Origin of the sequence: Variovorax glucosi, assembly GCF_051216695.1 — a bacterium.
GTDB lineage: Bacteria > Pseudomonadota > Gammaproteobacteria > Burkholderiales > Burkholderiaceae_C > Variovorax.
On the sequence record NZ_JBPJZE010000001.1, the window covers coordinates 1705069 to 1723950 of the forward strand.

Genomic DNA, 18882 nt, shown 5'->3' on the forward strand with positions numbered 1-18882 from the left:
ATGAAGACCACTCCCGCCATTTTCAATCCGGTGTCGCGCCACCCGCCATCGGCAACCACTGCTTCATCCGCGGGTACCGGCGGCACGCAATTTGTCAGGCCAGCTCGAGACCGCGTCCCGTCTCCAGGGTTTCCCGATATCGACCCGAATGCGTCCGAAGCGGAAAACTCGCTCTTCAGCCGGATAAACGACTTCGCCCTTGGCGGAAGTCTTCCGGGTATCGGCATCCGCCTTTGGCAAATCCTGATGCAGGAAGGCAACCAGGAGACGCGGCAGGAAGAATTCACGTTCAGAGGCAAACCAGCCAGCATCAAAGTGACCTACCCGCAGGTCGAAATCAGCGTCGGCTCGAACGACGACGGATCGGCGGGGCAGATTTCGATGATGGGCGGGAGCGTGAAGTCGACGCAGGGCAACGTGATGAAGGATGTCAAGGTGCGTGAACACGTGATGAAGCATGCTGCTTTCGCCATCGGCCTCAATATTGCGAGACAGCAAAACATGCCGTATGCAGTTGCTGCATTGCAGGGATCCTTGAACGCGACGGCTCTCTCGAACGAGCACGGCAAGTACATCGGGTCGTAAGCGTCAAGGCTTCGTTCACTTTCTGGCCGTACGGAGGCACGCCAGAGATCCGAAAATCTAAGAGCATTCCGAGAGTTAGCGAGAGCAATGAGCCGTACTTTCGCAGCGCTGCCGCCGTGGCAGCGCATCTGGACGATTCAAATGAAGATCACTCCCGCCGCTTTCGATCCGGTGTCGCGCAACCAGCCGTCGACAACCACCGCTTACGCTGCAAATCAGAAAGCCACTACTTTCGTCCGGCCGCACTTGGACAGCGCTCCTGCAGCGGCAACTGGATGGGCCATCGTCCATCCCAATGCGTCTGCCGCTGAAAACCAGCTGGTTACCCAGGCGCAAGGCCTCGCCTATGGCAACGTCCCACAGCTCAATGCAAGGACCGATCTTTTCATGAAACGCGATTCCAAGGGAGCGCCCATGCATGAGACCTTCATGATGAACAACGAACCGGCAGACGTCCAAGTGAACGTTCCGCGGATCGTCATCACCTTCGGCTCCGACGAGAAGGGAACGGCCGGACAGGTATCGCTGGTCAATGGCCTCATCGAAGGCAAAAAGGGTGCGGCAATGCAGGATCCCAAGATGCTCAGATTCGCCATTCAAAACGCGGCCGTGGCTCTCAGCCTCGGCATTGCGCGGCGCGAAGGGAACATGCCGTACGCAGTCGCCGCGCTACAGGAACTGCAGAATGCGAAAGCGCAGTCCAACGAATCCGCGCAGGCCTGAGGCCGATAACCGGTCGCGACGATGACCCAAGACGAGCCCGGGAAGCCGTACTGAATCGGCAAAGTGGCGCCGACCGCCTCCAGGAAATCTAGGAGCAATCCGAGAGTTAGTCGATACCGTGGGTCGTACTTTCAGCAGCGCTGCCACTCTGGCAGCGCATACGACCCATTCAAATGAGCATCTATCGCACCACTTCCATTCCGGCATCGCGCCAGCAGCCCTTGACGATCAACACGCCTGTTGCAAATGCCAGCCGCACTCCATTCGTTCGGCCGCACAGAGACAGCGCACCTGCGCCAAACGTCGCTGGCAGAGGCTGGACAAATATCGACCCGCTTGCGTCCGCGGACGAGAAGATGTTTTTCAGTCGCGCCAGCGAAGTGGCCGGCATCGAAGACTTGTCGAAGCTCCGAGTGCGATTCACGCAGATAGTGCAAGCCGAGTGCGCGGGAAATTCAAGGCTCGAAGAGTTCATGTTCGAGAAAGAACCGGCAAACGTTCGAGTCGTATATCCGCGAGTCGTGATCAACGTCGGTTCGGACGACAAGGGAACGGCGGGACAGCTATCGATGGTCAATGGGCGCATCGAGACGGCAAAGGGCGCAGTCATGCAGGATCCAAAAGTGCAGGCATTGGCCATTCAGCACGCTGCACTGGCCCTCTGCCTGGGCGTTGCGCGACAAAAAGAAACCATGCCATATGCAGTTACCGCGTTGCAGGAGTTACAGAACGCAATGCAATTCAGGACGCTTTACGACTAATTTGGACACTACATCGAGCCACAAGCCGCCTGGCGCATCGAATAGGGCCTTGCGCATCGGGCACGCCAATTGCAACGGTTTGCGCCATGGAACTCACGCCCCGAGAAAAAGACAAGCTGCTGATCTTCACGGCCGCACTGCTGGCCGAACGCCGGCAGGCACGTGGGCTGAAGCTCAACTATCCCGAAGCCGTCGCCCTGATCTCCGCTGCCGTGATGGAGGGCGCGCGCGACGGCAAGAGCGTTGCGGCACTGATGAGCGACGGCCGCGCAGTGCTCACTCGTGCAGACGTCATGGACGGCGTGCCGGAGATGATTCCCGACATCCAGGTCGAGGCGACCTTCCCGGACGGCACCAAGCTCGTTACCGTGCACCAGCCAATCGTCTGATTCCCCCTTTTATTCCCGGAGCGGAGATTCCCATGCGCCTGACGCGTTCTTCCCTTGCAGCCGTGCTGCCTTCCCTGGCGGCCGTCGCCCTCGGCGCCCTTCCGCTGCTCGCCTCGGCGCACGCTGGAGTCGACGGCGCAGCGCATCACGACACCGGCTTCATGCAGGGCTTCCTGCATCCGTTCACCGGTCTCGATCATCTTGCTGCGATGGTGGCCGTCGGACTGTGGAGCGCCCTGATCGCACGCAGCGGACGCGACGTGCTCTGGGCGCCGCTCGGCTTCGCGGCGATGCTGCTGGTCGGCGCGCTGGTCGGACTGGCAGGCGTGCAGGTACCGGGCGTCGAACCGATGATCGCGGCGTCGTTGCTGGCGATCGGCCTGCTGGTGGTCACGCGGCTGCGGATGCCCGGCCCGGTCGCTGCGGCGGTGGTCGGCGCATTCGCGGTCTTCCACGGCGTGGCGCACGGCCATGAGCTGGCGGGCGATCACGGTGCCGCTTTCGCCATCGCCGGCATGGTCGTCGCCACAGCGATGCTCCACGCCGCCGGCATCGCCATCGGCTGGGCACTGCGTCGGCGCGACACCTGGCTGCCGCGTGTCACGGGCGCCGCCGTCGCATTGTTCGGCGTCGCACTGCTCGCGCAGCTCGCCTGACCGGACCGAAAAAACATGATCCCCGGCGAACTCTTCACCGACGACGGCGAGCACATGCTCAACCCCGGCCGCCGCACGCTCACGATGGTGGTGCAGAACACGGCCGACCGGCCGATCCAGGTCGGCTCGCACTATCACTTCGCAGAGACCAACGGCGCGCTCGGCTTCGACCGCGCCGCCGCGCACGGCATGCGCCTGAACATTGCATCCGGTACGGCGGTGCGCTTCGAGCCGGGGCAGCAGCGCACGGTCGAGCTGTGCGACTTCTCGGGCGACCGCATCGTGTACGGCTTTCGTGGCCTCGTTCAAGGAAAGCTCTAGATGGCGACCATCGGAAGGCGTGCGTACGCCGAAATCTTCGGCCCCACCGTCGGCGACCGCGTCCGCCTGGCCGACACCGACATCGTGATCGAGGTCGAGGCCGACTACACCCTGCGTGCCGGCGGCTACGGCGAAGAGGTGAAGTTCGGCGGCGGCAAGACGATCCGCGACGGCATGGCGCAATCGCAGCGCACACGCGCCGAAGGTGCCGTCGATACCGTCATGACCAACGCGCTGATCCTCGACCACTGGGGCATCGTCAAGGCCGACATCGGCCTGAAGGGCGGGCGCATCGTCGCGATCGGCAAGGCCGGCAATCCGGACGTGCAGCCGGGCGTCGACATCGTCATCGGACCGGGCACCGAGATCATCAGTTGCGAAGGAAACATCGTCACGGCCGGCGGCATCGACAGCCACATCCATTTCATCTGCCCGCAGCAGATCGAGGAAGCGCTGACTTCCGGCGTGACGACCATGCTCGGCGGCGGCACCGGCCCCGCGACCGGCACCTTCGCGACCACTTCCACACCCGGCCCCTGGCACATCGAGCGGATGCTGCAGGCGGCCGACGCGTTCCCGATGAATCTCGGTTTCCTCGGCAAGGGCAACGCCAGCCTTCCCGCCGCGCTGCACGAGCAGATCGACGCCGGCGTGATCGGCCTCAAGCTGCACGAAGACTGGGGCACGACGCCGGCCGCGATCAGCAACTGCCTCGACGTCGCCGACGCCACCGACACGCAGGTGGCGATCCACTCCGACACGCTGAACGAATCGGGCTTCGTCGAGAACACCATCGCCGCAGTGAAGGGCCGCGGCATCTGCGCATTCCATACCGAAGGTGCAGGCGGCGGGCATGCGCCCGACATCCTGCGCGTGGTGGGCGAGGACAACTTCCTGCCTTCGTCGACCAATCCGACGATGCCTTACACGGTGAACACGCTCGACGAACACGTCGACATGCTCATGGTCTGCCACCATCTGGACGCCAGCATCGCGGAAGACCTGGCCTTCGCCGAGTCGCGCATCCGCAAGGAAACCATCGCGGCGGAAGACATCCTGCACGACCTCGGCGCGATCAGCATGTTCAGCTCCGATTCGCAGGCGATGGGCCGCGTCGGCGAGATCGTCATCCGCTGCTGGCAGACGGCACACAAGATGAAGGGCCAGCGCGGCAAGCTGCCCGAAGATGGAGAGCGCAACGACAACTTCCGCGCCAAGCGCTACGTGTCGAAGTACACGATCAACCCGGCCATCGCGCACGGCATCGCGCACGAAGTCGGCAGCATCGAGGTCGGCAAGTGGGCCGACCTGGTGGTGTGGAAGCCGGCTTTCTTCGGCGTGAAACCATTCACCATCATCAAGGGCGGCACCATCGCGATGGCCGCGATGGGCGACCCGAACGCGTCGATCCCGACACCGCAACCGGTGCACTACCGGCCGATGTTCGGCGCCTATGGCGGCTCGTTGCACAAAAGCTCGCTGACCTTCGTTTCGCAGGCCGGCCTGGCCAACGGCATCGGCGAACGCTACGGGCTGTCGAAGACATTGAGCGCGGTGAAGAACGTGCGCGGCGTGCGCAAGCAGCACATGCTGCTCAACGGCTACACGCCGAAGATGGAGATCGACCCGCAGACGTATGCGGTGCGTGCGGACGGACAATTGCTGGTGTGCGAGCCGGCGACTTCGCTGCCGATGACGCAACGGTATTTTCTTTTTTAGGGCCTACATGAAAGTCTGCATCGTCGGAGCCGGCGCGATCGGCGGCTTCATCGGCACCCGGCTCGCGGCAGCCGGGCAGGCGCAGGTAAGCGTTTTGGCACGTGGCGCCACGCTCGAGGCGCTTCGGACGCACGGTTGGCGCATGACCACCGCCGAAGGGCTTGTGCAGGCACCGGCCCATGCCAGCGCCGACCCGCGCGAGCTCGGAGTGCAGGACCTGGTGGTCATCGCCGTAAAGGGGCCCGCACTGACGCAGGTCGCGCGCAGCATCGCACCGCTGATCGGTCCGCAGACGCTGGTGATGCCGGCGATGAACGGTGTGCCCTGGTGGTTCTGCCAGGGCGTCGACGGCTTCCCGGGCGGCGCTTTGCAGACCGTGGACCCCGGTGGCGAGATAGAGGCAGCCATACCATTCGGTCAGGTTCTCGGCTGCGTCGTACATGCCAGCACCTCGTCTTCCGAACCCGGCTGGGTCCAGCACCGGATGGGTCGGGGGCTGATCGTGGGCGAAGCCGCCGGCGGCCACAGCGAACGCGCACAGCAGGTGGTCGACCTGCTCGCGAACGCCGGTTTCGATGCCACGCACGTAACGGATGTCCGCTACGACATCTGGTACAAATTGTGGGGCAACATGACCATCAATCCGGTAAGCGCCATCACCGGCGCGACCGCCGACCGCATCATTTCCGACCCGCTGGTTCGCGACATGTGCTCGGCAGCCATGGCCGAGGCACAGGCCGTCGGCGCACGCATCGGTTGCCCGATCGCGCAGGCGGCGGAAGACCGTCACGCCATCACAGCCAAGCTGGGCGCATTCAAGACCTCGATGCTGCAGGACACGGAAGCGGGACGCGCGATCGAACTCGACGCCATCGTCGGCGCCGTGCGGGAGATCGGCGGTCGGCTCGGCATCGCGACGCCGACCATCGATGCGCTGTACGGTCTGACGCGTCTGTTCGGCCGCGTGCACGGTCTCTATCCGGAAAGCCCGAAAATCGGGGTTTGATCCGACAGGAGTTCACGATGCGACAACTTTCATCTTCCGGCCAGCAGGCCGTGGACGACATCGCCCGGCACCACGGATTCGGTGTCGAGGCCACGCGCAACATGCTGGATGCCGTCATCCGGGGTAACGGAAGGCAGGCACAGTTCAGTCACCCCGAGTTTTCCGGTTCCGGCCAATGGATGCGCGGCGGCATGACGATGGTGTCCGACATGTTCAACAGCCATCTGAAGGGCCGCGTCGACGCGCTCTGTTCGGAGCTTTCGAATCTGCTCCTCAGTCAGCCAGAACTGGCGTGTAGCGGTGCGTCGGGCGACTGGTGGCCATCCGACCTTCGCTGGCCAGACAGCACCGGCGCGCAGAACGGCGCGCGCTACGCCTGCTTCTCGCAGGCCCGACGCCTGGTGATCGAATTCGACGGCCGAGTGACGGTTTACGACACGCTGGACCATCGGATCACCGGCGTCTCGCAGCAGCAATCGGACGGCGGCACGCTGGGCTTCAGCAGCCAGTTCGGAACGGTCGATGTGGCGAGCCTGCCGATCGTCTCGGTGGACGGCGTGACGCCCTATGTCTCGATGAACACGCCGGTGCCCTCGGGCCATCTGCAGGCCAATCAGAACAGTCATGCGACGCAGGACATCTTCTCCACCATCGAGCGCCTGGCCGATCTGCGTGCGAAAGGCATCCTCAGCGAGGACGAATTCGCCTCCAAGAAGACCGAGCTACTGAGCCGGGTCTGAATCTGAATCCATCATCCCAATGATCACAGCCAACAAAATCATGCCGCAGGGCCGGGGTCTCGCGCCGGTCCTGCTCAAGCGGGCCGCCACACTCGAACTCGACTGGGACGTGCGCCAGAAAAGCCGGTTCGATGCCGCGGATTCGCAGGGTCGCCTGCTCGGTGTGTTCCTGCCGCGCGGCACCGCCGTGCGCGGCGGCGACGTGCTGGTCGCCGAAGACGGCTCGCTGGTCCGCGTGATCGCCGCACCGCAGCCGGTGCTGGTCATTACGCACTGCCCGGCCCACGGCACACCCTTCGATCTGGCGCGCGCGGCCTACCACCTGGGCAACCGTCATGTGCCGATCGAGCTCCAGCCGGACCACCTCAAGATCGAGCCCGACCATGTGCTGGCTGCGATGCTGCGGTCGATGCACCTGATCGTCCGCGAAGAAGAGACGACCTTCGAGCCGGAGAACGGCGCGTACGGCGCACATGGCGCACATGGCGCACATGGCGGAGCCCATGGTCATGATCATGGCCACTCGCACGGGAAGGCACCGGTCGGCCCGGTGCTGCATCCCGATGCGTACAACGACCGCGACCACGACCACGCGCATTGACCCGATCGCCCTGCGCCACCGAAGGCGTCCTTTCCGCCTCCAGCCTGCTCCAGCTGATGTGGCTCGCCTCGCCGGCGTTGCCCATCGGCGGCTTCTCGTATTCCGAGGGGCTGGAAGCCGGCGTCGAATGGGCCGGGTTGGCGACCGAGCATGCCGCTTCGGACTGGATCGCCGACCAGCTGCACCTGAGCCTCGCGCGCGGCGATCTGCCAGTCGTCGCGCAGTCGGTACTGGCCTGGCGCGCCGGCGGCGATGCCGGTCGCGCGCGCGTCGAAGCGCTCAACGCCTGGGTTCTGCAGACCCGCGAATCAGCCGAATTCCGGTTGCAGACGGAACAGATGGGCCGATCGTTCGTGGAATGGCTCAAACTGCATCACGACGATGTGACGCCCGCTTTCGAAGGGCTCGTGGCGACGATCACCTACCCGGTAGCCTTCGCTTTCGCAGCTGCGCGTACCGAGGCCGATCTGCGGAACTGCTGCCTCGCGTTCGCGTTCGGCTGGGCCGAGAACATGGTCGGCGCGGCGGTCAAGTCGGTGCCGCTCGGGCAAAGTTCGGGGCAACGCATGCTCGGCAGGCTGGCCGCCGAGATACCGGCTGCAGTCGACCGCGCCATTGCATGCAGCGACGAAGACCGGCAAGCTTTCTCACCCATGCTCGCAATCCATTCCGCCAGACACGAAACCCAGTATTCACGCCTGTTCAGGTCGTGAAGACCCATCTCCAGACTTTCAAGGAACACCTCATGGCTTCCGCCCTCCACCACATACCCAATCGAACCAAGAAGCTGCCGCCCTTGCGCGTCGGCATCGGCGGTCCCGTCGGCTCAGGCAAGACCACGCTGCTGGAAATGGTCTGCAAGGCGATGCGCGACAAATATGACCTGATCGCCATCACCAACGACATCTATACGAAGGAAGACCAGCGCCTGCTGACGGTGTCGGGCGCGCTGCCGGCCGAACGCATCATGGGCGTCGAGACCGGCGGTTGCCCGCACACGGCCATCCGCGAAGACGCATCGATCAATCTCGAAGCCATCGACCGCATGCTGTCGCAATTCCCCGATGCCGATGTCGTCTTCATCGAAAGCGGCGGCGACAACCTGGCTGCCACCTTCAGCCCCGAACTGAGCGATCTCACGATCTACGTGATCGACGTCGCGGCCGGCGAGAAGATCCCGCGCAAGGGCGGCCCGGGCATCACGAAAAGCGACCTCTTCATCATCAACAAGACCGATCTGGCACCTTACGTCGGCGCCGACCTGGGCATCATGGAAGCCGACACCCAGCGCATGCGGAAGCAACGCCCATACGTGATGACCAACCTGAAGACGCTGACCGGCCTGGCCGAAGTGGTGTCGTTCATCGAGCAGCGCGGCATGCTGCTGGAAGCCTGAACATACCGAACCGCCGGTGCGTCAGAGCTGGCTCGCGTCCCTGAGCCGACGCAGCTTGTAGACCAGCCGCACGCTGGGCGTGCAGCGCGGATCGTCGATGCGCTGTGCGTACACGTCCGTATCGCCGGCAACCCACGAGGCGAGTTCGCTGCCGGGATCGCGCGACGCCAGCTCGGCACCGAAGCGCGACCGGCCCCAGACGAGCAGTTCGGCATAGGCCGCCACGCCGCGGTCGCCTTCGGCTTCCGGCAGGCCCACCCATTCGACACGCCGCAATTCGCCGCCCGAGAAGTAGAAGGTCGGCTCGAACGGCAATCCGGAAATGAACTCCGGCTGACCATGCCAGCTGCCGGTCAATCCGCCGGCGATCCGTACCGGACGCGCGACCCTTTCGACGGTCGGGACAGCGGCGCGCAACGCTTCGGGTGTCATGCCCAACGCAACGCCGGGCGGTAGCTCCTGCGCCTGTAGCGCCCCTCCCGAGCCGCAGGCGAACAGGACAAGAAATGCAAAACGAAAAATCATTGCAGAGTGAGTTCGGCTGACGGGCTTCGGTTCAATTCTTGAGGAACTGGACCCGCGCCGCGTGCGTGATGGCGACCACGCACGGGTGCCGCACGCGGCGCTCGACCGAGATGCCGAAGAACTCCTCGACCAGTTCCGACGCACGCCCCAGCACTTCCACGCCGTATTGCGTGCAGGTTTCGTCTTCGAGCACCGTCGGCGACATGAACACGCCGCGCCCTTCGCCGCCAAAAGCCTTGAGCAGCGCCGCGTCGTCGAATTCCCCGATCAGCTGCGGGCGGAGGTGATGTTCTGCCAGCCACAGATCGAGCCTTTGCCGCATGGCGGAAGACGCGCCCTGGATCACCATCGGCGCGCCGTCGAGGCAGTCGGGGAATTCGCCGGTCAGCGAATGCCGCAGCGCAGGCGTCGCGAAGAAGGACATGCCGGTGGTGCCCAGCGTGTGGTTGAAGGCCTTCACGCTGGTCTGCTTTCCCATCGGCTCATTGGCGATGACCAGATCGAGCCGCTGCACCGACATCTGGGCCAGCAGGTCGCGGAAGTTTCCTTCGTGGCAGATCAGGCGAACCTGCTCGGGCAACGCCAGCGCAGGCTCCAGCAACCGATAGGCGATGGCCTTGGGCACTGCGTCCGCGATGCCGACCCGAAAGGTCAGGCTGCGCCGGCCGGCCGTCTTGTTGCCGACCGCCGCTTCCAGCTCGACGCCCAGCGCAAAGATCTGGTCCGCATAGCTCAGTGCGGTGCTGCCCTCCGGCGTGAGTTCGACACCGCGCCCGCTCTTGCGCAGCAGGTGGCAGCCGAGCGCGTCTTCCAGCAGCTTGATCTGGGTAGACAGGGTTTGCGGCGTGATGTGCAACTGCTCGCCCGCGCGCACGATGCCGCCAGCCTTGGCAGCGGCCCAAAAGTAGTAGAGGTGCTTGAAGTTCATCTTGCTCCAGATGTAGGAGAACGCCGATATTACGTAGAAAGCGAAGTGACGATGCTAAAAATACGACTTTTTACGAACCCTGAAAGCACCTACATTCAGCTATCCCAATGCCCAAAAGGCTTCAAAAAGGAGTATTTCAAATGCGCCTCACAACAAAAGGCAGACTTGCCGTCGTCGCGATGATCGACGTAGCGCTGCATCACAAGACAGGCCCCATCGCCCTCGCCATCGTCAGCCGCCGGCAACGCATCTCGCTGTCCTATCTGGAGCAGATGTTCGCCGACCTGCGCCGCCACGGACTCGTCGCGTCGACTCGCGGCCCCGGCGGCGGCTACACGCTGGCCCGCGACAGCAAGGACATCACCGTCGCGGACATCCTGTTCGCAGTCGATGGTCCGCTCGCCGAAGCGCGCCGTGCCGACGGTGCATCGCCGCGTGCCACCGGCGAAGCCCAGCGTTGCACGACGCCTGAGCTCTGGGATTCGCTGAGCCGCAACGTGGTCGAGTTCCTGGACTCGGTGTCGCTGCGCAAGCTGGCGGACGACCAGGTCGCGGCTGGCGTGCAGTTGCAGGGCGACACCGTGAAACGTGCCGAACCGCTGCGTCGTCCGGTCAAGCCGACACGGCCGAACGCACCGAACTCGGTGTTCGAACTGGGAAAGTTCAGCCTCGCCTGACCTTTAAGATGCGTTGATGGTCTCAGCGCAAAGCAGCTCACAGGGCGCGCGACGCACGCGCGCCGCCGCACTCTGCGCCTCGACCATCTTCGTCTCCGCCTTCCTGCTGTTCCTGGTGCAGCCGCTGATCGCACGCCAGATCCTGCCGTGGTTCGGCGGATCGGCCGCAGTCTGGACACTGTGCCTGGTGTTCTTTCAGGTCGTGTTGCTGCTTGGCTATCTGTATGCCGACCGGCTCTCGCGCTGGCCCCTGCGCATCCAGGGTCGCGTCCATGCGGTTTTGCTGCTCGGGGCCTGCGCGACATTGCCGATCGTTCCCTCAGCCATGTGGAAACCTGCGACCGGCGACGCCGATCCCTCGCTCGGTGTGCTTGCGGTGCTGGTGGCGACCATCGGACTCCCTTACCTCGCCGTCTGCACGACGGGACCGCTGGTGCAGAGCTGGGTCGCCCGGCTGCACGCGGGCGACGGCATGCGGCAAGCCCGGGTCTACCGGCTCTTCGCACTTTCCAATCTCGCGGCGCTGGTCGCGCTCGTCGTCTACCCGTTCGTGCTCGAGCCGGCGTTCGCGATGCACGCCCAGGCGCTGGCCTGGTCGGCGGCTTTCGCCTTTTTCGCACTGCTGGCCATCGCTTCGGCCTGGACGGTCGCGCGCGCGCTGCGCGATCGACCGCCGGAAGTCGATGCGGCTTCGTCTTCGACGCTGGCGCTGCCGCCGTCCGCATCGTCGCCGCGCCTCTCCGAAATGCTGCTGTGGCTCGCGCTCTCGGCGCTGGATACGGTCTCGCTGCTTTCCGTGTCGACGTACATCACGCAGGACGTGGCATCGGTTCCGCTGTTGTGGATCGTGCCGCTGGCGCTCTACCTGCTGACCTTCGTCCTGTGTTTCGACAGCGGCTTCTGGTACCGGCGCTGGCTCTTCTGGCCGCTGGTCCTGGTTGTCGCGCCGGCGCTGGCGTGGTATCTGAACACGCCGTTTCGCAACCTGCCGATCGCAACCGTGATCGCGATGTTCTGCGCCGGTTTGTTCGTCATCTGCATGTTCTGCAACGGCGAGCTTGCCCGGGCACGACCGGCGCCGGCACATCTCACGCGCTTTTATCTGGCGATGGCGCTCGGCGGCGCGCTCGGCGGCCTGTTTGCAGGCATCGCCGCACCGATGCTGTTCGACGACTACTGGGAACTGCCCGGCAGTCTGGCGATACCCGGCCTGCTTCTGTTCTGGCTCGCTCGCGGACGGAAGTCGTCGCGCCCTGCGGCCTGGATCTCGGCTGCGACGCGGATCCTGGGTGTGATCGCTGCGCTGGCGGTAGTGACGATGATGGTCGAAAGCCGCCGCGATGCGAACACGAATACGCTGCTGAGGGCTCGCAATTTCTACGGCGTGCTGAAGGTCAATGCGCACGACCTGGACGACTCGGCAAAAGCGTCGCGACGGCTCGTCAACGGCGTCATCGCGCACGGCGAGCAGTTGCTGGCCGACGACCTGCGGCGCATTCCCACCGCGTATTACGGTCCGCTGTCGGGCATCGGCCTGGCGCTGACCACCCACCGCCCGCCGGTGCAGCGGATCGGCGTCATCGGACTCGGCGTCGGCACGCTCGCTGCCTACGGCCGCAGCCTGGACACGCTCCGCTTCTATGAAATCAACCCGCAGGTCACGCGCATCGCCCACGACCATTTCACCTATCTCGGCGATTCGGCTGCGAGGATCGAGATCGTGCCGGGCGATGCGCGGCTGGTGATGCAGCAGGAGCTCGATACCGGGCGGGCACAAGCGTTCGACGTGCTGCTGGTCGACGCGTTCACTGGCGACGCGATTCCGATGCACCTCATGACGCGCGAAGCGCTGGCTGTATATGCCGGTCATCTGAAACCGGGTGGCGTGATCGCCTTTCACGTCAGCAACCGCCATATCGATCTGGTGCCTGTCGTGAAGCGCCTTGCCGACGACGCGGGCTTCGGCGCGTTGCGTGTCGCATACGACCCGCCAGCGAACAACACGCTGGAGCATCCGTCGGACTATGTGCTGGTGAGTCCCGACCCCGCTTTCGCGGACAACGCGGATCTGGCTGCGCTCGGCGCGATTCCGCTCGATGCCGGCGACGCGCCTTTGTGGACCGATCAGCACGGCAACCTGCTCGCAGCCCTCCGCCCGCGCAGCCCCTGAGGTCAGGGCAGCATGCGCTGCAACTCTCGCTCGCCGTCGAAGAACTGGTGCTTCAGCGCACCCAGCACATGCAGAGCGAACATGACATAGAAAACGGTGCCGGCCCACTCGTGCACATTGCCCAGGACGGTGTGCAGCATTTCCCTGGTGTCCGGCTGGATCGACATGATCCAGCCGATGCGCGGCCACTCGAAGAGCCCGAACAGCTGCATCGGATGCGTGGCCGCATCTTTCCAGGCCGAATCGTGCATCCAGCCCGACAGCGGCAGAAGCAGCATCAGCAGATAGAGCACGGCGTGCGCCGCATGCGCGCCGAAACGTTCCAGCCGGCCGTAGGACGACGGCATCGCCGGCGGCTGGTGCGACAGCCGCCACAGGATCCGCAGCAGAACCAGTCCGAGCACGGTGATGCCTATCGATTTGTGGGTGTCGATCGCCGGGCGCACCCAGTCGTCCGGAAGCCGCTCGACGGAAAGGATCAGAGCGATATTGACCGCCATGAGCACTGCGACGAGCCAATGCAGGATGATCGCGGGCCGGGTGTAGCGCATGAAGGAAGCGGGTGGGTTTGCTGGCATGAGGGGAATTCTCGGACCCCGGACGAGTCCGATCAAGCCGTCCGCATGAAACCATCGCGACTGCTGCTGCGTACAAAGCCCACCTTGTCCCGGATCACCGCTTGAACGACACCCTCCTCCGCGCCTTCGCCGCCGCCTCTCCCCGGGTGTCTCCGCCAGCCACGCCTCTGCGCAGCGTGTTGATTCATGGCGGGGTGTTGCTGCTCTGGATCGGGCTTTTCGCGATGGCTTTCCGCCACGGCGGCCGGATGTCGGCCGACGGCGGCAACGTCTGGTCGTGGTCGGTCGGTGTCGCCTATGTGCTGTATGACACGGTCCTGCTGCTTTTTGTCGGGTGGCAAACGCTCTCGATCCTGCGCTTGCCGGCGGCGCCGTCTTCGCCGTCTTCGCCCGTGCAGGCGAACCGCAAGGCCACGCTCGGCGTGATCGTCGCGTCTCACAACGAAGCCGCCGTGCTGCCGGTCACGCTCGCGGCGTTGCTGGGCCAGTCGGACGTGCCGGACCGCATCGTGATTGCCGACGACGGTTCCAGCGACGGCACCGCGGAACTGCTGACCGCTCGCTACGGCCTCGTGTCGCCGGTCATCGGCACGCTGAGCGCGGCAAGCATCGCCCACCCGTCGCTCTTCTGGCTCAGGCTGCCGCACGGCGGCAAGGCCGTCGCACTCAATGCAGCCATTCTCTGCATCGACACCGAAACTGTTCTGACAGTCGACGGCGACACGCTGCTCGACAGCGGCGCCATCGCCGCAGTGCGGCGGGCGTTTTCAGCCGAGCCGGAACTCGTCGCCGCCACCGGCGTCATCACGCCGGTCTGCAGCCGCACGCTGACCGGCCGCTGCTTCCAGTGGTTCCAGACGTATGAGTACATCCGCAACTTCCTCTCGCGCTATGCATGGATGCGCGTCGACGGGCTGCTGCTGATATCGGGCGCCTTCGCCGGCTTCCGGCTCGATGCGGTGCGGGCGGTCGGCGGTTTCGACACCGATTGCCTGGTCGAGGACTATGAACTGATCCACCGCCTGCACCGCCATGCCCAGGCACACGGGCTGACTTGGACGGTGCGCGTGCTCGGCGATGCCCAGGCACACACGGACGCACCGAGCGGCGTCATGCCGTTCCTGCGCCAGCGCCGCCGCTGGTTCGGCGGATTCCTGCAGACGCAGTACTGGTACCGGTCGATGGTGGGCGACAGGCGCTACGGCTGGCTCGGCACGCTCATGCTTCCGGTGAAGGCGGTCGACACGCTGCAGCCGCTTTACGGCCTGGCCGCCTTTTTCCTGCTGCTGACCTATCTGGTGCGCGGCGACCTCGGCGTACTTGCGCCGGTGGCCGGCGTCATCGGCGCGAAGATCGTGCTGGATCTTCTTTTCCATCTGTGGTCGGTGCATCTCTATCGTCGCTGGATCGGCCAGCGAAGCGAGGCGAACATGGCCCAGGCCTTTCTGGCGGCGATCGTCGAGCCCTTCACCTTCCAGATCCTTCGACACACCGGCGCCGCCTGGGGCTGGTGGACCTTTCTGACCGGACACGGAAGCTGGGGCAGGCAGGTCCGTGTCGGTCTGCTGGCGAAGGAAGACAATGCCGCCGGACCCCGCCCGCCGCCACCCTGAAATCAGCATCAGCGTATGACCGTCATCTGTGAGACCTGCCAGACCGCCAACCGCGACAAGGCCATGTTCTGCATCGGTTGCGCCGGCAAGTTGCCGGCCTTCGCAGCCACAGGCCCCGCAGCCCTCGCTGCCACCGAAGGCATGCGACGCCAGCGCAGAGACGGTGGCAGCGGCAAAGTCTCTCCTGAACATCGAGACAGTGGCCGGCACGTATTGCAGTGGTGGTTCGCCGTGGTGCTGCTTCTCGGCGGCGTCGCGGCCGCACTGGTCGGGTGGATCGCGCTGACGCCGGGACGAACGGCTTCGACGGTCGCCATGCCTTCTGCCGCGGCATCCGCTCTGCCCGCTCCGTCCGCTTCGTCTGCGACCCCGACTTCCACCGCCGATGCCGTTCCTTTCGAGTCGGCGCTGTCGCCCGGCGAGATGTCGGTCGCCGCTGGCAAGCCAACGGCCGCACCGGTCGACGGGATTTCCACGTCCACGTCGGCGTCGCTGCCCGACAACGTGCAGGCGCCCGCACAACGTCCTTCGTCCGCACGCGTCCAGATGTCGCGGAACTCCGGCGGCGGCCGTGCCGATCCGCGCACCGGTTGCGAGCATCTGTTCTTCGCTTTCGCTGCGCGCTGCGAGGCCAACCATTGCGCGGAAGCCGCCTATGCCCGCCATCCGCGCTGCGACGTGGTGCGCGCGGAGCGACAGCGCGACGACGCGCGACGAAACATGACCTCGGGATACTGAGCCTGGAATCGCGAACCTGACCGGGATGGTCAGGCTTCCCGCCCACGCGCCCGCACCCTGGCGCGGTTCAGTCCGACGGTCTGCGTCGGCGAACGCCGTTGCACTGTATGCAGATCAATACAACATACAGAGATCTCGCCATCAAAGCCCAGCCCACGTACAGATCGCCTTCGCCGCTCGAGCGCCAGCCCGTGCTCACTCAGGCGCGCAACCTCAAGATGGCGCGTTCCGCCCATGCCTACGTGCGCGGCAACACGCAGCGCTTCTACGAATGGCTGGAGACGCTTGCGCCCAGCGCCGTCCCCGAAGGACCGCCGATCTGGATCTGCGGCGACTGCCATGTCGGCAACCTCGGCCCGGTCGCCGACGTCGACGGCAATATCGACATCCAGATCCGCGACTTCGACCAGACCGTCGTCGGCAACCCGGCGCACGACCTCATCCGCCTCGGCCTTTCGCTCGCTTCGGCGGCACGCGGCTCCGACCTGCCGGGCGTGACGACCGCACGCATGATCGAACATATGGTCGAGGGCTACACCGATGCCTTCGCAGGGCGCCGGGCGATGACGGCGATCCCCGCGCTGAGGCAACCCGCAGCCGTCCGGCACGCGCTGCAGGACGCCCGCCTGCGCACCTGGCGGCATCTGGCCGAGGAACGGGTCGAGGGCGCAAAACGCTCGATTCCGCACGGCAAGCGCTTCTGGCCGGTGTCGGCCGACGAACGACGCAGCATCCGTGCGCTGGTCGAATCTCCGGCGGTGCGCGACACCATCACCCAGCTGCATCACCGGGACGACGAAGCCGAAGTGACGTTTCTCGACGGTGCCTACTGGATGAAAGGCTGCAGTTCGCTGGGGAAAGGCCGTTATGCGGTGCTCCTCGACATCGGACGGACCGTGGCCAAGGGCCGCGACTTCTGCCTGATCGACATCAAGGAAGCCGTGCAGGCTGTTGCGCCCCACGCCGCGAGCGGTCCCGGGGCTGCGCCGGATATCCCGTCGATGCCGGTCGACAACGCCGAGAGAGTCGTGGCCGGTGCACGCGCGATGTCGCCTTTCCTCGGCGAGCGAATGACAGCCGCTCACCTCGGCAGGAAATCGGTCTTCGTTCGCGAACTCCTGCCGCAGGACCTGAAGCTGGAGATAGAGAATCTCGACATCTCCGAAGCCACCCACACCGCCTACTACCTGGCGCGCGTCGTCGGCGCGGCCCATGCACGACAGATGGATTCCGATGTGCGACGGCATTGGCGCGAGGTGCTGACGCGCAATCATTCGAGAGCGCTGGAGGCACCGTCATGGCTGTGGTCGAGCGTGGTCGAACTCGTGGCCTCGCACGAGCGTGGCTACCTTGACCACTGCAGGCGCCACGCGATGGAAACCGCTGCGGTCTGAGCTCCGGTAACGGGCGGATAGTCGCCCAGCATTCAGAATACGCGACCATGCCTCGCGGACCCGCACCGGGTCCCCATGGACATCCGTCGAGTCGCCCGAATGAAGTTTTTCCGGAAAGCCTGTTTTTCTGTCCGTGTGCCGAAGTGCTTTACTGCGGGAGCGTTGGCACTTGCTGCCACGTTCGCGGTCGGCGCGGGCACCGCAGAAGCCGCAGAAGCCGCAGAAGCCGCTAACGCACCGCTGCGCATCGGCCTGATCGCCACCTACTCCGGTCCTTATGCCGACTACGGCCGGCAATTCGATGCCGGCGTCGCGCTCTACCTGAAGGAGCACGGCGGAAAGATTGCCGGCCGTCCGGTCGAGATCGTCCGCAAGGACACCGCCGGCCCCGCACCCGACGTCGCGAAGCGACTGGCGCAGGAACTGGTCGTGCGCGACAAGGTACAGATCCTCACCGGCCTCGACTTCAGCCCCAACGCCTATGCCGTCGCATCGATCGCGACACAGGCGAAGATCCCGACGCTGGTCATGAATGCCGCGTCTTCGGCAATCACGACCGGCTCGCCGTACATTGCGCGGCTGTCGTTCACCGTGCAGCAGGTGACCGATCCGATGGCCCGATGGATGGCGCGCAATGGCGTGAAGGAAGCGTATACGGTGGTCGCCGATTACGCCTCCGGTGCCGATGCCGAGACCGCTTTCGGCAAGGCTTTCTCGGCCGAGGGCGGGAAGGTCGTCGGCGCGGTCCGCACACCGATGAACAACCCGGATTTCTCGGCCTATGTGCAGCGCATCAAGGACGCCAAACCGCAGGCCGTGTTCTTCTTCTTCCCCTCCGGCGTGATGCCCCCGGCTTTCCTCAAGGTCTGGAAGGCGCGCGGCATGGGCATGGGAACGGGCGAGGCCGGCATCAGGCTCTACGCGACCGGCGAAGCCACCGACGACAGCTACCTCGAAGCCACCGGCGACGTCGCACTCGGCCTTATTACCAGCCACCACTATTCGTACGCGCATCCCTCGCCGAAGAACCGGAAGTTCGTGGGCGATTTCGTCGCCGAATTCGGCACCGGCCTGCGCCCCAGCTACTTCGCCGTCACCGCCTACGACGTCATGGCCGCCATCGATCTGGCGCTCGCCAGGACGCGCGGCGACACGACCGGCGACAAGGTGATGGCCGCGCTCAAGGGCTTGCGCTTCGAGAGTCCGCGCGGTCCGGTCGAGATCGATCCGCTCACGCGCGACATCGTGCAGACGGTCTACATCCGCAAGACGGAGCGGGTGGGAGGCGAGCTGGTGAACACCGAGTTCGACCGGTTCGACAAGGTCGCCGATCCGGCCAAAGACGGCAGCGTCGCCCGGTAG

General features: G+C 65.0%; 21 protein-coding genes. 18 read left to right on the forward strand and 3 right to left on the reverse strand.

Going from position 1 to position 18882, the window contains the following annotated elements; all coding sequences use genetic code 11:
- From ACSFA3_RS08010 to ureG, 12 genes are all read left to right on the forward strand, one after another.
- The gene (locus tag ACSFA3_RS08010; protein WP_435504832.1) at window positions 1-585 is read left to right on the forward strand and encodes a hypothetical protein; all 585 of its coding nucleotides are present in this window, start codon (window positions 1-3) and stop codon (window positions 583-585) included.
- An 87-nt stretch (window positions 586-672) separates the two neighbouring features.
- The gene (locus tag ACSFA3_RS08015) at window positions 673-1308 is read left to right on the forward strand and encodes a hypothetical protein (RefSeq protein ID WP_435504833.1); all 636 of its coding nucleotides are present in this window, start codon (window positions 673-675) and stop codon (window positions 1306-1308) included.
- A 173-nt stretch (window positions 1309-1481) separates the two neighbouring features.
- Window positions 1482-2069: a hypothetical protein gene (locus tag ACSFA3_RS08020; protein WP_435504834.1), complete on the forward strand. Its 588-nt coding sequence runs from the start codon at window positions 1482-1484 to the stop codon at window positions 2067-2069.
- A gap of 86 nt (window positions 2070-2155) precedes the next feature.
- A complete protein-coding gene (locus tag ACSFA3_RS08025; RefSeq protein ID WP_435504835.1) occupies window positions 2156-2458 on the forward strand; it encodes an urease subunit gamma in 303 nt (100 codons plus the stop codon).
- Window positions 2459-2490: 32 nt separating this feature from the next.
- A complete protein-coding gene (locus ACSFA3_RS08030) occupies window positions 2491-3114 on the forward strand; it encodes a HupE/UreJ family protein (protein ID WP_435504836.1) in 624 nt (207 codons plus the stop codon).
- Window positions 3115-3129: 15 nt separating this feature from the next.
- A complete protein-coding gene (locus tag ACSFA3_RS08035) occupies window positions 3130-3435 on the forward strand; it encodes an urease subunit beta (RefSeq protein WP_435504837.1) in 306 nt (101 codons plus the stop codon).
- Window positions 3436-5154: an urease subunit alpha gene (gene ureC / locus ACSFA3_RS08040; RefSeq protein ID WP_435504838.1), complete on the forward strand. Its 1719-nt coding sequence runs from the start codon at window positions 3436-3438 to the stop codon at window positions 5152-5154.
- Between the two features lie 7 nt (window positions 5155-5161).
- Window positions 5162-6160, forward strand: a complete 999-nt coding sequence (locus ACSFA3_RS08045; protein ID WP_435504839.1) for a 2-dehydropantoate 2-reductase — start codon at window positions 5162-5164, stop codon at window positions 6158-6160.
- A 17-nt stretch (window positions 6161-6177) separates the two neighbouring features.
- Window positions 6178-6900, forward strand: a complete 723-nt coding sequence (locus ACSFA3_RS08050) for an SHOCT domain-containing protein (RefSeq protein ID WP_435504840.1) — start codon at window positions 6178-6180, stop codon at window positions 6898-6900.
- Between the two features lie 19 nt (window positions 6901-6919).
- Window positions 6920-7501, forward strand: a complete 582-nt coding sequence (gene ureE, locus ACSFA3_RS08055; RefSeq protein WP_435504841.1) for an urease accessory protein UreE — start codon at window positions 6920-6922, stop codon at window positions 7499-7501.
- Between the two features lie 56 nt (window positions 7502-7557).
- Entirely contained in the window at window positions 7558-8214 is a 657-nt protein-coding gene (locus ACSFA3_RS08060) for an urease accessory protein UreF (RefSeq protein WP_435504994.1), read from the forward strand.
- A 32-nt stretch (window positions 8215-8246) separates the two neighbouring features.
- Complete coding sequence (gene ureG, locus ACSFA3_RS08065; protein WP_435504842.1) at window positions 8247-8897, forward strand: urease accessory protein UreG; 651 nt, start codon at window positions 8247-8249, stop codon at window positions 8895-8897.
- A 21-nt stretch (window positions 8898-8918) separates the two neighbouring features.
- Here ureG and ACSFA3_RS08070 read toward each other — a convergent pair whose 3' ends face one another.
- Window positions 8919-9422: a hypothetical protein gene (locus ACSFA3_RS08070; RefSeq protein WP_435504843.1), complete on the reverse strand. Its 504-nt coding sequence runs from the start codon at window positions 9420-9422 to the stop codon at window positions 8919-8921.
- A gap of 31 nt (window positions 9423-9453) precedes the next feature.
- Window positions 9454-10350, reverse strand: a complete 897-nt coding sequence (gene nhaR, locus ACSFA3_RS08075) for a transcriptional activator NhaR (RefSeq protein WP_435504844.1) — start codon at window positions 10348-10350, stop codon at window positions 9454-9456.
- A gap of 140 nt (window positions 10351-10490) precedes the next feature.
- Between nhaR and ACSFA3_RS08080 the strand changes: the two genes are divergently transcribed.
- Both ACSFA3_RS08080 and ACSFA3_RS08085 read left to right on the forward strand, forming a co-directional pair.
- A complete protein-coding gene (locus ACSFA3_RS08080; protein WP_435504845.1) occupies window positions 10491-11027 on the forward strand; it encodes an Rrf2 family transcriptional regulator in 537 nt (178 codons plus the stop codon).
- A gap of 16 nt (window positions 11028-11043) precedes the next feature.
- Window positions 11044-13197, forward strand: a complete 2154-nt coding sequence (locus ACSFA3_RS08085) for a fused MFS/spermidine synthase (protein ID WP_435504846.1) — start codon at window positions 11044-11046, stop codon at window positions 13195-13197.
- 2 nt (window positions 13198-13199) lie between these two features.
- Here ACSFA3_RS08085 and ACSFA3_RS08090 read toward each other — a convergent pair whose 3' ends face one another.
- Window positions 13200-13775, reverse strand: a complete 576-nt coding sequence (locus tag ACSFA3_RS08090; RefSeq protein ID WP_435504847.1) for a cytochrome b — start codon at window positions 13773-13775, stop codon at window positions 13200-13202.
- Between the two features lie 101 nt (window positions 13776-13876).
- On the opposite strand from ACSFA3_RS08090, the gene ACSFA3_RS08095 reads away from it, so the two are divergent.
- From ACSFA3_RS08095 to ACSFA3_RS08110, 4 genes are all read left to right on the forward strand, one after another.
- Window positions 13877-15388 carry a glycosyltransferase family 2 protein gene (locus ACSFA3_RS08095; RefSeq protein ID WP_435504848.1) on the forward strand — a complete coding sequence of 504 codons (1512 nt, stop codon included), beginning with the start codon at window positions 13877-13879 and terminating at the stop codon, window positions 15386-15388.
- A gap of 15 nt (window positions 15389-15403) precedes the next feature.
- Window positions 15404-16126 (forward strand): hypothetical protein, encoded by a 723-nt coding sequence (locus ACSFA3_RS08100; protein WP_435504849.1) that lies wholly within the window; start codon window positions 15404-15406, stop codon window positions 16124-16126.
- Between the two features lie 191 nt (window positions 16127-16317).
- The gene (locus tag ACSFA3_RS08105) at window positions 16318-17520 is read left to right on the forward strand and encodes a DUF2252 family protein (protein WP_435504850.1); all 1203 of its coding nucleotides are present in this window, start codon (window positions 16318-16320) and stop codon (window positions 17518-17520) included.
- Window positions 17521-17682: 162 nt separating this feature from the next.
- The gene (locus ACSFA3_RS08110) at window positions 17683-18882 is read left to right on the forward strand and encodes an ABC transporter substrate-binding protein (protein ID WP_435504851.1); all 1200 of its coding nucleotides are present in this window, start codon (window positions 17683-17685) and stop codon (window positions 18880-18882) included.